This is a genomic window from Nocardia sp. NPDC005746 (genome assembly GCF_040630785.1).
In the GTDB taxonomy this organism is placed as follows: domain Bacteria; phylum Actinomycetota; class Actinomycetes; order Mycobacteriales; family Mycobacteriaceae; genus Nocardia.
The window spans coordinates 151,136-163,580 of record NZ_JBEXYE010000014.1 but is presented as its reverse complement, the minus strand read 5'-3'; the positions used below and the strand labels follow the sequence as shown (position 1 = coordinate 163,580).

The following is a 12,445-nucleotide window of genomic DNA, read 5'->3' as shown; positions in this document are numbered from 1 at the left end:
CCCGCTGCCTATGACCACGTGACGCACACCGCAACAGACCGGCACACAGCATAACTCGTTGCGGGACACCGGCCGCACCCGTAGGGTCACACCCTTGTGCGCAGCGACGTGGGGGTCTACTGGCAGCTGGTCAAAGCAGGGTTTCGCAGACAATCGCACTATCGGCTGGCGATGGCGGCGGGCCTACTCACCAATCTCGTGTTCGGCTTCGTCCGCGCGGCCGTACTGATGACGGCCGTCCAGGAGAACGACGGCTTCGGCGGCTACGACCGCGGCACCATCGGGGCCTACATCTGGCTCTCCCAGGGACTGCTGGGGGCCATCGCCTTCTGGATGCTGCCCGACATCGTGGAACGCATCCGCACCGGCGACGTCGCCATCGACTTCCTGCGACCCGTCGACATCCAGTTCGCGCACCTCGCGGAATACCTGGGACGCGCGGGGTTCTCACTGCTGCCGCGCGGGCTGCCCAGCATCCTGGCCGGGGCGCTCACCTTCGGACTCGCCTTCCCGGCCACACCCGGCCCGTACGCGCTGGGCGCGATCAGCCTGCTGCTGGCCATGATCCTGTCGTTCCTGTCCATGTTCGCGGTCAGCCTGGCCGGGTTCTGGCTCATCGAGACGCGCGGACTGCGGTCCCTGCACATGATCTGCGGGACCTTCCTGGCCGGCCTGTTCGCGCCGGTCCACCTGTTCCCGGACTGGCTGCGCACCGTGGCCTACTCCACCCCGTTCCCGTCCATGCTGCAATGGCCGGTCGATCTGCTGTCCGGCCGCACCACCGGGTGGGACGCGGTGGAAATCCTTGCCGTGCAATGCTTCTGGTTGGTGGTTCTGGTCGCGCTCGGGCAATCGCTGCTGCGGGCCGGACGCCGCAAGCTGGAGGTGCAGGGTGGGTGAGACGATCCCCTCACGTCTGGCGCCCTATCGCGCGGTCCTCGGATCCCGGCTGCGCGCGCAACGCGCGTACCCGCTGTCCTTCGCCACGGATGTGCTGAGCGCCTTCCTGATCGGGCTGATGGAATTCGCCGAGATGTGGGTGGTCTTCCACAATGTGCGGCAACTGGGCGGGCTCGATCTGAACGGGATGCTGCTGCTGTTCGGCATGAGCAATACCTGTTTCGCCGTCGCCGACATGGTGGTCGGGCACGCCGACACACTGCCCACCTACATCCGGATGGGCACCCTCGACGCGTACTACTTACGGCCGCAACCGCTGCTGCTCCAGCTCATGACCAGTGATGTGCAATTGCGACGTGTGGCACGCATCGCGGTGGCCGCCACCGTGCTCGCGTTCGGCCTGACGCGCAACGACATCGACTGGTCCGCGGCGCACCTGGTGCTGTTCGCGGTCACCGTGGCCTCCGGAATCGCCATCTTCGCAGGGCTTTTCGTGTGCGCGGCCGGAGTGCAGTTCTTTCTGATCGACGGTTCGGAGCTGACGAATTCGTTCACCTACGGCGGCTCCTACGCCTCGATGCAACCGACCTCGGTGTTCCCCACACCGATGAAGCTCGTGTTCGGATTTCTCATTCCGGTCGCCTTCACCTCCTATCTGCCCGCCATCGCACTGCTCGGACTGCCCGGGCCCGCGCCACTGCCGGGCTGGCTGGCGTGGGCGGCTCCGGTGGCGGCGGCGTGGGTGTGGGCGGTGGCGCTGTTCCTGTGGCGGCTCGGGACCCGGCACTATCAAGGAGGCGGCGGATGAGCGCGACTCTGACCGGCGAGCGGCCCATCATCGAGATCGAGGGCCTGACAAGGACTTTCACGGTCAGCAAGAAGGAGGGCCGCTGGCGACGGCGGCGCGAGGTGCTGACCGCGGTGGACGACATGAGCTTTCGCGTGGAGCCCGGCGCGGCGGTCGGCTATATCGGCGCGAACGGCGCGGGCAAGTCGACCACCATCAAGATGATCACCGGAATCCTGGTGCCCTCGTCCGGACGGCTGCGGACCTGCGGCCTGGACCCGGTGCGGCAGCGCCGCGAACTGGCCTCACGGATCGGGGTGGTGTTCGGGCAGCGCTCACAGTTGTGGTGGGATCTGCCGCTGCGCGAATCGTTCTCGATCCTGGCTGCCATCCACCGGCTCGAACCGGCCGCCGCGCGGGCCCGCACCGCCGAGCTCATCGCGCAACTGGAGATGGGCGGCACCCTCGACACCCCGGTGCGGCAGTTGTCGCTGGGGCAGCGCATGCGCGCGGAAGTCGCGGCGGCGCTACTGCATTCGCCGGACCTGGTCATTCTCGACGAGCCGACCATCGGCCTGGATGTGTTGTCCAAGCAGCGATTACGCGAATTCCTGCGGCACGAGCGCACCCAGCGCGGCACCACCCTGCTGCTCACCACCCACGACATGGGCGATATCGAGCGGCTGTGCGAGCGGGTGCTGGTGGTCGATCACGGGCGGCTGATCCACGACGGCACCCTGACCGGGCTCGGCGCGACCGTCGGCGCGCAACGCGTGCTCACCGTCGATCTCGCCGAGCCGACAGCGGACCTCGACGACCTGCCCGGGGCGAAACTGCTCGACAGCGCGGGCGCGGGCATGCGGCAGCGGCTGGCCTTCGATACCGAGACCACCACCGCCGCGCAGTTGCTCGGGGCCGTGTCGGCGCGCGCCGAGGTCCGCGACCTGTCCATCGAGGAACCCGATATCGAGGACGTGGTGCGGCGGCTCTACGAGGCCGCGGCGTCGGGCTCCCTCGCACCCTGATCGAGCCGGAACGGCGGATAGACGTCGGTCATGAGCGAGGCGTAGGCGCGCACCCGCAAGGACCAGCGGTTGATGCCCATCAGGAAGTCGTACAGGCCCTGCGGATAGACGCCGGTGAACAGCAGCGCGATCACGGCGACCAGCGCGAGCATCGCCATCGGCGCGAACGAGTTCCGGCCGCCGTACACCAGCGCCGCCACGATCAGATACTGCGGAATTGCGAGCAGCCACCATTTGATCAGGACCAGGCCGCGGCTGAACCGTTCGGGATAGTCGACCTCCAGGTCCGCCGGATATGCCGGGTCAGATTCCAAACTGAACGGTGGGTATTTATCGGTGCCCAGCTGAGAGAGGGCATAGAAACGCACACGCCAACTCCAGCGCAGCACGCCGACATTGAAATCGAACAGCGCTCTCGGATACTGCTCGGTAATGAGAATGGCGAAGAAGGCGACGATACTGACCGCGAGATAGGCGATGCTCAGAAAGAGCAGGACGATCAGGTGTGGAATAGCAAGTATCCACTTCACTATCCACAGCCAGCGGGAGACCGCGGGATCCAGATCCCCCCGTACACGAACCGGATAAACAGGACTTGGCTGCATGGCCATCACTCCTCTCGAGCGGCGGCGCACACCTGGCGACCGCCGCGCGAACAGCGGTGAGCCGTTGTTCACCCCATTGTTTCCCCGGCGACGCGAAGATCACATCTGCTTCTCACACATTGTGACCAGATTCGTAATAGCACGCGCGACGGCGAGTTCCGCACACCACATCGGCATCGTTCGAATTGCGGACAACGGTCGGGTGTGCGACGTTGCTGACTATTCTCTATGTGCTCGGCCCGGGTCGGCACGCCAGCTGATAATCGGGAGACGGAGTGAAGGTGGGTTCGGCGAAAATGTTGCCGCCGGGTAACGTGAAGCTCACGCCGCCACGGGAATTGATCCGGCCGCGCACCATCGCGGCGCGCCTGCGCCGCATCCTGATCTTCTCCGTCGCGCTGGTACTGGCCCTGCTGGCCGTCAGCATCACCCACCAGGTCAACAGTTTCCGCGACACCGGCGAGACCGCGCGGGCGGTGCGCCTGGCCCTGGACGTCCAGGACCTGGTGCACGAGATCCAGCGCGAACGCGGCCTCACCAACGGCATGCTGGGCGGCGACGCCGGGGCCCGGCCCGCCATCGGCAACCAGCGCCTGGCCACCGATACCGCACTGCAGCAACTGAATCAGACCCTCAGCGATCAGCCGCCGGGCGCCGATCAGGTCCGCTCGGGGCTGTCCCAGTTCTCCGGAGTCACCGCCAACCGCTCCGACGTCGACGCCGGACGCATCGACCGCGCCGCGTCGTTCACCTTCTACACCAATGCCATCGCCGCGCTGAACCAGGCGCGGCCCGGCCTCGACCACGCGCCCGACCCGCAACTGTGGCGCGGCCTGCAATCGCTGCACGACCTCGGCGACGTCAAGGAATTCACCGCCCAGGAACGCGGCTTCCTCGCGGGCGTCTTCGCCGCGGGCGAGTTCGGCCCCGGCGAGTACGTGAAGTTCCTCGACATCCGCGCCGCCAAGCAGGCCGCCATCACCGGATTCGAGCGCGACGCCACACCCGCGCAGCGGTCGAAGCTGTACGCCGCCATGCAGACCGACGAGTCCATCCGGGTGAATACCGCCGAGGCCATCGCCATCGCCTCCACCCGCGGACCCCTCACCGAACCGGTGAACCCCGCCGACTGGTGGCGCGAGATGAGCTCGGTCATCGACGGCGAACGCACCGTGCAGCGCAGCATCGGCGGCGAGATCACCGGCCGGGCCGGCGATCTGCGCCGCGACGCCGCCCTGGTGCTCGCGCTGTACCTGCTGGCCGCCGCGCTCGCCATCGCCGCCCAGGTATGGCTGGTGGTGGCCACCGTGCGCGCTATCGTGCGACCGCTCGCCGGCCTCGCCGAAGAAGCCGACGTGGTGGCCGGGCGGCGACTGCCGCAGCTCATCGAGGCCTGGCAGAACTCCGACGACGCCGACCCGGAACCGCCCGAACCGGTCCGCGCCGACGAGAGCGCCGGCGCCGAGATCGCGTCCGTGGCCACCGCGCTGGACCGGGTGCAGACCACCGCCTACGAACTCGCCTCCGCCCAGGCCCGGCTGCGCCGCAACTCCACCGAATCCATGGCCAACCTGGCCCGGCGCAATCAGAACCTGGTACGCCGCCAGCTCGCCCTGATCAGCGAGTTCGAGCGCGAGGAACTCGACCCCAACGCCCTGTCCAACCTCTTCGAACTCGACCACCTGGCCACCCGCATGCGCCGCAATGCCGAGAGCCTGCTGGTACTGGTCGGCGAATCCAGCCCGCGCCGCTGGTCCAAGCCCATCCCGCTGACCGACGTCATCCGGGCCGGACTGTCCGAGGTCGACGACTACCGGCGCGTGGTGCTGCGCCGGGTGGACGACACCGCCATCGTGGGCGCGCACGTCAGCGAGGTCGCGCACATGCTCGCCGAACTCATCGAGAACGGGCTGTCGTTCTCCCCGCCAGACCTCGAGGTGGAGATCTACGGTCGCCGCCTGGGCGCGCGGTACATGATCGCGGTCGTCGACCACGGCGTCGGCATGCCGCCCGACCAGCTCGCCACCGCCAATGCCCGGCTGCGCGGCGAGGCCGACTTCCTGGTCGCGCCCACCCGGTTCCTCGGGCACTACGTGGTGGGCCGGCTGGCGCGGCGGCTCGGCATCGAGGTCGAGCTCACGGTGTCGCCTACCAGCGGTGTGGTGGCCCGCATGCTGCTGCCGGCCGACCTGCTCGGCGACCCCGACGCCGACCGGCCCGCGGCGCCGCAGGACTCGAAACACGCGGCGGGAGCGCAGCTTCCGACCGTGGTGGACACCATGCCGGAGTCCAAGCCCGGCCGCCACAGCTCCACGCCCGCGGTGACACCGGCCGCCCCCGCCGAGACGCCGGTGGACGAGGCGGAGCCCCAGGCCCCCGCCGCCACCGACCCTGTCTACGACACGGCCGCCGCTTTCGCGGCCCTCACCGAGATCATCGGCGACATGGGCTCCGGGGCCCCGAGCGAACCCACCCGCGGCAACGGTTCACCGGTGCGCCCCAGCACGATCAAGCTCGTTCCGCTGCCCGACAAGGATCAGCAGGCCGCGGCGCCGACACCCACGGTCTCGCGGCCCACGCCGACGAGCTCGGCCGGCGATTCCACCGCGCTGCCGCCCGTTGCGGCACAGCCGATCTCGGCATCCGAATCGGCCTTCACGCCCAGCGTTCCGCAGGCAACCGGCGCCGCGGGCGCGACGGCCGCGAATCCTGGCACGGCGTCGGCAGCCGCCGGGAAGCCCGCCGAGGCGGCGGGCGGAGGCACCGCGGCCATCGCGTCCAAGATCACTGCCGTGGAGCAGGTTTCGCCGGGCTCACCGGCGACGGGGCCGGACGTTTCGGGAGCCGTCCCGGAGGTGCAACGTACGCGAAACGGTCTCGTCAAGCGCAACCGGAAGACTCGCGAGCGCACGGGCGTCACTCCGGGTGGCGCTCAACCGGCAGCCGGGCGGCCAACCCCGATGCCGGTCGCGGACCGTTCACCCGACGAGATACGCAGCATATTGGCCGGATTCCGATCCGGACATCAGCGCGGGCAGGGCGGCCAACCGCCCCGACCCGGATCGCGAGCATAGGAGGACACCGGGTGACCACCCATTACACCGATACCGATCCGCATACCTTCAACTGGCTGCTGGCGGATTTCGTGCGCACCACCGACGGCGTCCGCGACGCCGTGGCGGTGTCCTCCGACGGGCTACTCATGGCCATGTCCCAGGGCTTGGACCGCAATGGCGCCGACCGGCTGGCCGCCATCGTCTCCGGTCTCACCAGCCTGGGCCGAAGCGCCTCGCGCAGTTACGATTTCGACGGCCTACGGCTGGTCATGATCGAGATGGGGCGCGGGTTCCTGCTGGTGTCGGCCATGGCCAACGGCAGCTGCATCGGCGTCATCGCCGACCATAACGCCGATGTCGGCCTCGTCGGCTACCAGATGGCGGTGCTGGCCGACCGGGCCGGCGCGCTGCTCACCCCCGCGCTGATCAGTGAACTGCGAGAATCGTTGAGCCGATGAATGATTCGCATAGGCTGCCGGACGCGCGTATGATCGCACCGACCCGCCCCAGCGGCTGGTCCGGTGCGCCCGCGCCCGCGCCCGGCGCCCGCCCGTCCGGCTACATGGACCCCGACGAACCGGTGGTGCGACCTTTCATGATCACCTCCGGGCGCACCACCCCCGTCGTCGACGGACTGCGCATCGAGGCCCTGGTGCGCGCCACCCCGGCAGCGTTGTCCGCACCGCTGCGCTTCGAACTCGAACGGGTGGTCCGGCTGTGCCAGCGCCCGCACTCCATCGCCGAAATCGGTGCGGCCCTGCGGGTGCCGATCGGGGTGGCGCGGGTGCTGGTCAGTGATCTGGTGTCGGCCGGGCACGTGTCGGTGGGCCGCACCGAAGAACTCTCCACCGCTGCTCTGGAAAGGATCCGGGACCTTGTTCGGAACCTCTGAAATATCCGGTGATCCGCTGCCGCTGGCCTCCTCGGTGAAGGTCGTGACCAGCGGCGGATTCGGGGTCGGGAAGACCACCTTCATCGGGGCGATCTCCGAGATCGAACCGCTGTCCACCGAGGCCGCCATGACCGAAGTGTCGGTGGGACTGGATGATCCGGGCCTGGCCACGGGCAAGACCACCACCACGGTCGCGCTCGACTTCGGGCGCATCACCCTCGACGCCAGCCTGGTGCTCTACCTGTTCGGCACGCCCGGCCAGGAGCGCTTCGAATTCCTCTGGGACGATCTGCTCGACGGCGCGATCGGCGGCATCGTGCTGGTCGACACCGGCCGGGTCGAGGACTGCTACCCGGTGCTGGACTTCTTCGAGCAGCGCGGGACGCCGTTCGTGGTGGCGGTCAACCGATTCGAGTCCGGATCGCGCTTCGAGCTGAGCGAGGTCCGCGAGGCGCTGGACCTGTCCCCCGCCATTCACCTCATGGACTGCGACGCCCGCGATCGGGAGTCGGTGAAGCTGGTGCTGGTGGCGTTGCTGGAGCAGATCCTGCAGTCGCGCCGCGCCCCCGCGCTGGCCGGTTGATCCGAACTCGGGACCGGAACAAAAATCGCCCCGGGTGCGGACGCACCCGGGGCGATTGCCCGAAAACCCTTCGCGGAAATGCGAATTAACGGCCGAACGAACCCGTCCACAGCGTGTTCAGCAGACCACCCAGGGCGGCGCTGCCTGTGTCCAGAACGCCGTTCAGAGCAGCGGAACCAGTGTTGATGATAACCGGGATCATTTTTCAGCCTCTCTACTGTTGTCGCCGCCGTCCGGGATTTCCGGCCGGCGACGGGACCCACACTGCCGAGGGAGACTTAGGCGAACCTTGTCTGTCGCTGAGAGGTAGCTGAGACGACCTGTGTCGCCCATCACAGAGAGAGGACCGTCCAGTTTCTACTGTGGCGGTGTGGCTCCCGCCGAGTACAGGCTGATCTCGCCGTCTTCGCCGAGAAACGCGTTGACCAGCATCGTTCCGCTGGAGCGCAATTCGTCGGGCTCCGGCGCGGCGGTCGTGATGGCGACCTGCGGCAGCGCGGACCAGTTCACGACAAACCGATCGGGCGGTCCGTTGTCGTCGGACAGATGCGCGAGCCGGAACACCGATACCGTTCGGCGAACGATCAGGTTCCGGACAACTTCGGCAATTCGCTCCGGATCTTCCAGCGCGAACATGAAACCGAACCGCAGCTCCGGCGAAGAGGCATAGGCGGACATGAATATCGAGGCTAACCGACTTCGGCGCGTCGCACCCCCGGCGCGCCGCAGAGATAGCTATTCATAAGCTTCGGTAACCGAACCGGCCCCGGCAGACCTCACCCCGGCGGCGAAGCACCCTCGAAGCCGTCTCACCCACCGCTCGCGCAGGTGTCGATCGGCCTTCAACCGCAGCGACCATGTGACCGTCTTGTAATGCTGTATAACGATTTTCAGGCAGCTTCGCCGATCACGCGCGGGATGGTTGCGCCCCTCCGACTATCGCGCTTTCCTGAATATGTCCCGCATTATCGGACAGTCTTCTCATCGCATCGTCGCGGATTTCCCGGTTACTTCACCGTGTCGCTGGTGATGGGCTGTTGCGTTCCGGGTGCGGGGCTGCGCCGGAGCCGAGGGGAGCCCCTCCCCGAATCCCCCTCGGCCCTGGCGTATCCACACGCATGCGCCGGCCGAGGGTGGAACTATGGCAATCGACTACACCGAAGCGGGTTTCGGCGCCGAACTCCCCTCGCCGGACACGCTCCTGCGCGCCTTCCGAGAACCGGTTGACACCGCCCGCCGCGACCGCGACGTCCTGGAATCGGCCCACGAGCTGGTGCGATACCACGAACGGCGGCAACGGGCCCTCGACTCCGCCCACGCCGGCGACGCCACCCCCGACGATGTCGCCGCCAGCGCCCACCGCATCGACCGAATCGACACCCGCCGCGCCGAGCTGGTATCCCGCATCGACGACTGGGTCGCGGTGAACATCCCGCACCGCGCCGGGGCCTCCCTGCACACCGAGACCCTCGGCGCCGTCATCGACCGCATGGCAGCGAAATGGGTTGCCGCACAACAGGCCCTGGGCAACGGTGGGCCTCCGGCCCCGGCCAACGGCGTTCCGAAAGCAGCCGACGGACGAGCCCGGCGCCGCGCCAAGGCGCACCGGGTGAGCGAGGACCGGCCCCACCGCGGGGTGGACGCCGAGGCTCACCTGCAGTGGTACCGGCTGGCCGAGCTCGCCGACGGGTATCGGGATCTGATCACGGAGGTCGCCCAGCACCGGCGGCGACTCCCCACGTGGTAGGTCCGACTCTCAGGACTCTCCGGGGCTTCGCCCCCGAACCCCGCGAGATTGTGGGGTCAAGCCCCCAGACCCCGAGGTCAGCGCGGGTCGACGACCTCCGCGTCGATGACGTCCGACTGCGCCACCCGCTCGCTGTGGACCGGATTCGTCGCCGAATCCTCCTGCGCCCGTGGCGGTTCCGGGGTCTCGTCGAGATCGTCGTCGAGGTCGTCGGACAGATCCGCGGCGCGCTGCGCGGCGGCGTCCTTCTCGGCGGCGGCCGCGGCTTCGCGCATCTCGATGGCGTCGGTGATCCAGTCACCGATCTCCCGGGTCACCTCGGCGACCGTGCCGGTGATGATCGATGCGATATTGCCGACGTGCCGTGCTCCCGACGACGTCAATTCCTGGATCAGGTCCTTGTTGCTCTCGAATTTGGAAATCATCTATACGCCCACCTCACTCGCCTGCCCCCGGCGCATCACGATAACACCGGCCTGCCCTGAATTCTTGACCAGGAACGGCGGCAGCGCCAGCTTGAACAGCTTCGCCCACACCGAACCGATCTGCTTGGAGAAGCGGCCGGTGTTGTACGGCAGGCCGTGCTTTTCGCACAGCGCCCGCACCGCGGGCGCTATTTCCGGGTAGCGGTTGGCCGGGATGTCCGGGAACAGATGGTGCTCGATCTGGTGCGACAGATTGCCCGACATCACGTGGAACAGCTTGGAGCCCTTGATATTGGCCGAGCCCAGCATCTGGCGCACGTACCACTCGCCCTGGGTCTCCTCGGCGCACTCCTCCTTGGTGAACGTCTGTACGCCGGTCGGGAAGTGCCCGCAGAAGATGATCGAGAAGGTCCACAGGTTGCGCACGATATTGGCGGTGAAGTTGGCCGCCAGCGTGGACAGGAACAACGGGCCGGTCAGCGCCGGGAACACCAGGTAGTCCTTGAGGACCTGCCGCCCCGCCTTGCGGCCCTGGCCCCCGAGCAGGGCCTTCACGTCCGACCAGCTGCGCTTGCCGGTCAGGATGTTCTCGACCTCGAGGTCGTGCAGCATCACGCCCCACTCGAACAGCACCATGAGCGCGAACGCGTAAGCCGGGTTCCCCAGGTAGTAGGGGTTCCACTTCTGGCCCTCGTCGATCCGCAGGATGCCGTAACCGATGTCGCGGTCCATGTCGTGGATATTGGTGTAGGTGTGGTGCATGTAGTTGTGCGAGTGCCGCCACTGGTCGGCCGGGCACACCGTATCCCATTCGAAGACACGGGAATTCAGGGTCGGCTCACGCATCCAGTCCCACTGGCCGTGCATGACGTTGTGGCCGATCTCCATATTGTCGAGGATCTTCGACACGCTCAGCGCGGCCACGCCCGCCAGCCAGAACGGGGGCAGGAAGCCCAGGTAGAGCAGGCCGCGGCCGGCGATCTCGAAGCCGCGCTGGGCCTTGATCACCTTGTAGATGTAGTCGCGGTCGCGCTCGCCCAGGTCGGCGGTGACGCGGGCGCGCAGCGCGTCGAGTTCGCGGCCGATCTCCTCGACCTGTTCGACGCTGAGGACCAGCGGGCCCTCGGGGGTTTCGGTAAGAATCGCCATGATCTCTCCGTTCACAGAGCGAGGTCGACGTCCCCGACGGGGGCGTTGATGCAGATCTGGATGGGCTGATCCGGGTCGCTGTCGAGCTCCCCGGTGCGCACATTGCGGGTGCAGCCGCTGCGCTTGACGGCGGTGCAGGAGAAGCAGATGCCCATGCGGCACCCGTACTCCGGATTCAGGCCCGCGGCTTCGGCCTGTTCGAGCAGGGTTTCACCGGTGTTCTCGGCGACCACGCCGCTGCCGGAGAAGGTCACCTCGCCCTCGGCGTCGGAGGGGTCGACGACCGCGGTGGTGAGGGTGAACTCCTCGCTGTGCAGGCGAGGGCCGAGCTGTTCGGCCTCGTAGACGGTGCGCACGGCGTTCATCAGGCCCGGCGGGCCGCACAGGTAGGCCTGCGCGGTCGGGAACCAGGGCGCGACCGCCTCCAGCTCGTCATAGCCGAAATGGGCGTGACGCTGGGTCTCCGGGTAGCGGAACTCGACCCGCACATTGCCGTGCTGCATGGCGATCGCCTCCAACTCCTCGCGGTGCGGGACGAATTCCGGAGAACGGTTGTAATGCAGGAACAGGATCCGGCCGCGGTAGCTCTCGTTGGCGAGGGTGCGCAGCATGGACAGCACCGGGGTGATGCCGCTGCCGCCGCTGATCAGTACGACCGCCTCCGGGCGGGTGGCGGGCAGGTGGAACACGCCCGCGGCGGGCTCCAGATCCACCACCATGCCGGGGATCGCGTTGTCGTGCAGGTAGTTCGAGACCAACCCCTGTGGGTGGGCCTTGACGGTGAGTTCGATGTGCCGGTCCCGACGTCCGTCGGCATTGACCGGGGAATAGCAGCGGGTGTGGCGCACGCCGTCGATCACGACGCCGATCTGCACGTATTGCCCCGCCACGTGCCCGGTCCACTGCCGGGCGGGCTTGAGGGTGAGAGTGACCGAACCGACCGCGCTGCGCCGCACGTGGGTGATCTCCGCGCGCATCGAGCGCCGGGTCAGGGTCGGGCGCACCAGCTCGAGGTAGCGATCCAGCGGGTGCGGGGTGGTCATTGTCTTCTGCACCAGGTCGAGTAATCCGACCATGTGAGCCTCCTGTCGCGTCGCCGGGCTCAGCGACGCCTCTCCACGTTCGACGCGCTGTCCGAGCCGGCGCCGGAGTCCACGCTGACTTCGACGCCATTTCGGTGCACATCTGTACACTGAGATAGTGTGCCCGGTGAAGCCACTCCAGTTCAACCGGCAGTTCGTGTGACCCACGCGACATCTCTCGAATGGAACGAATG

The 12,445-nt window shown here is 67.8% G+C and carries 13 protein-coding genes; 8 read left to right on the top strand and 5 right to left on the bottom strand.

Annotated elements, in window-relative coordinates:
- Positions 1-96 precede the first annotated feature (96 nt).
- Genes ABZ412_RS25460 through ABZ412_RS25450 form a run of 3 tightly spaced genes read left to right on the top strand, consistent with a single transcriptional unit; the run spans position 97 to position 2,712 of the window.
- Positions 97-900, top strand: a complete 804-nt coding sequence (locus ABZ412_RS25460; RefSeq protein WP_357284525.1) for an ABC-2 family transporter protein — start codon at positions 97-99, stop codon at positions 898-900.
- A complete protein-coding gene (locus ABZ412_RS25455) occupies positions 893-1,708 on the top strand; it encodes an ABC-2 family transporter protein (RefSeq protein WP_357284521.1) in 816 nt (271 codons plus the stop codon). Before ABZ412_RS25460 ends, ABZ412_RS25455 begins: the two co-directional genes overlap by 8 nt.
- The gene (locus tag ABZ412_RS25450) at positions 1,705-2,712 is read left to right on the top strand and encodes an ATP-binding cassette domain-containing protein (RefSeq protein WP_357284518.1); all 1,008 of its coding nucleotides are present in this window, start codon (positions 1,705-1,707) and stop codon (positions 2,710-2,712) included. Before ABZ412_RS25455 ends, ABZ412_RS25450 begins: the two co-directional genes overlap by 4 nt.
- Here the strand turns inward: ABZ412_RS25450 and ABZ412_RS25445 are convergent.
- On the bottom strand, positions 2,676-3,317 hold the full coding sequence (locus tag ABZ412_RS25445) for a DUF4389 domain-containing protein (protein ID WP_357284589.1): 642 nt from the start codon (positions 3,315-3,317) through the stop codon (positions 2,676-2,678). The genes ABZ412_RS25450 and ABZ412_RS25445 overlap by 37 nt on opposite strands.
- A 281-nt stretch (positions 3,318-3,598) precedes the next feature.
- Here ABZ412_RS25445 and ABZ412_RS25440 point away from each other — a divergent pair, with 281 nt between their 5' ends.
- From ABZ412_RS25440 to ABZ412_RS25425, 4 genes are read left to right on the top strand one after another with little or no spacing between them, the layout of a single operon-like run.
- Positions 3,599-6,391 carry a nitrate- and nitrite sensing domain-containing protein gene (locus ABZ412_RS25440; protein WP_357284515.1) on the top strand — a complete coding sequence of 931 codons (2,793 nt, stop codon included), beginning with the start codon at positions 3,599-3,601 and terminating at the stop codon, positions 6,389-6,391.
- Between the two features lie 11 nt (positions 6,392-6,402).
- On the top strand, positions 6,403-6,831 hold the full coding sequence (locus tag ABZ412_RS25435) for a roadblock/LC7 domain-containing protein (RefSeq protein WP_357090392.1): 429 nt from the start codon (positions 6,403-6,405) through the stop codon (positions 6,829-6,831).
- 29 nt (positions 6,832-6,860) lie between these two features.
- The gene (locus ABZ412_RS25430) at positions 6,861-7,265 is read left to right on the top strand and encodes a DUF742 domain-containing protein (protein WP_357284512.1); all 405 of its coding nucleotides are present in this window, start codon (positions 6,861-6,863) and stop codon (positions 7,263-7,265) included.
- Positions 7,266-7,287: 22 nt separating this feature from the next.
- Complete coding sequence (locus ABZ412_RS25425; RefSeq protein WP_357284587.1) at positions 7,288-7,848, top strand: ATP/GTP-binding protein; 561 nt, start codon at positions 7,288-7,290, stop codon at positions 7,846-7,848.
- A 357-nt stretch (positions 7,849-8,205) separates the two neighbouring features.
- Here the strand turns inward: ABZ412_RS25425 and ABZ412_RS25420 are convergent, their stop codons facing one another.
- Positions 8,206-8,526 carry a hypothetical protein gene (locus ABZ412_RS25420; protein ID WP_357284509.1) on the bottom strand — a complete coding sequence of 107 codons (321 nt, stop codon included), beginning with the start codon at positions 8,524-8,526 and terminating at the stop codon, positions 8,206-8,208.
- A gap of 463 nt (positions 8,527-8,989) precedes the next feature.
- Here ABZ412_RS25420 and ABZ412_RS25415 point away from each other — a divergent pair, with 463 nt between their 5' ends.
- On the top strand, positions 8,990-9,595 hold the full coding sequence (locus ABZ412_RS25415) for a DUF4254 domain-containing protein (protein WP_357284506.1): 606 nt from the start codon (positions 8,990-8,992) through the stop codon (positions 9,593-9,595).
- A gap of 77 nt (positions 9,596-9,672) precedes the next feature.
- Here ABZ412_RS25415 and ABZ412_RS25410 read toward each other — a convergent pair whose 3' ends face one another.
- From ABZ412_RS25410 to ABZ412_RS25400, 3 genes are read right to left on the bottom strand one after another with little or no spacing between them, the layout of a single operon-like run.
- Positions 9,673-10,020: a hypothetical protein gene (locus ABZ412_RS25410; protein ID WP_357284503.1), complete on the bottom strand. Its 348-nt coding sequence runs from the start codon at positions 10,018-10,020 to the stop codon at positions 9,673-9,675.
- A complete protein-coding gene (locus tag ABZ412_RS25405; RefSeq protein WP_357284500.1) occupies positions 10,021-11,169 on the bottom strand; it encodes an acyl-CoA desaturase in 1,149 nt (382 codons plus the stop codon).
- A gap of 11 nt (positions 11,170-11,180) precedes the next feature.
- On the bottom strand, positions 11,181-12,245 hold the full coding sequence (locus ABZ412_RS25400) for an FAD-binding oxidoreductase (protein WP_357284497.1): 1,065 nt from the start codon (positions 12,243-12,245) through the stop codon (positions 11,181-11,183).
- Positions 12,246-12,445: the final 200 nt, after the last annotated feature.

Excerpts from the sequence above, each read along its gene's own strand:
- ABZ412_RS25430 (WP_357284512.1), top strand. The coding sequence starts at position 6,861 with ATGATCGCACCGACCCGCCCCAGCGGCTGGTCCGGTGCGCCCGCGCCC.
- ABZ412_RS25400 (WP_357284497.1), bottom strand. The coding sequence starts at position 12,245 with ATGGTCGGATTACTCGACCTGGTGCAGAAGACAATGACCACCCCGCAC.
- ABZ412_RS25405 (WP_357284500.1), bottom strand. The coding sequence starts at position 11,169 with ATGGCGATTCTTACCGAAACCCCCGAGGGCCCGCTGGTCCTCAGCGTC.
- ABZ412_RS25415 (WP_357284506.1), top strand. The coding sequence starts at position 8,990 with ATGGCAATCGACTACACCGAAGCGGGTTTCGGCGCCGAACTCCCCTCG.
- ABZ412_RS25410 (WP_357284503.1), bottom strand. The coding sequence starts at position 10,020 with ATGATTTCCAAATTCGAGAGCAACAAGGACCTGATCCAGGAATTGACG.
- ABZ412_RS25450 (WP_357284518.1), top strand. The coding sequence starts at position 1,705 with ATGAGCGCGACTCTGACCGGCGAGCGGCCCATCATCGAGATCGAGGGC.
- ABZ412_RS25420 (WP_357284509.1), bottom strand. The coding sequence starts at position 8,526 with ATGTCCGCCTATGCCTCTTCGCCGGAGCTGCGGTTCGGTTTCATGTTC.
- ABZ412_RS25445 (WP_357284589.1), bottom strand. The coding sequence starts at position 3,317 with ATGCAGCCAAGTCCTGTTTATCCGGTTCGTGTACGGGGGGATCTGGAT.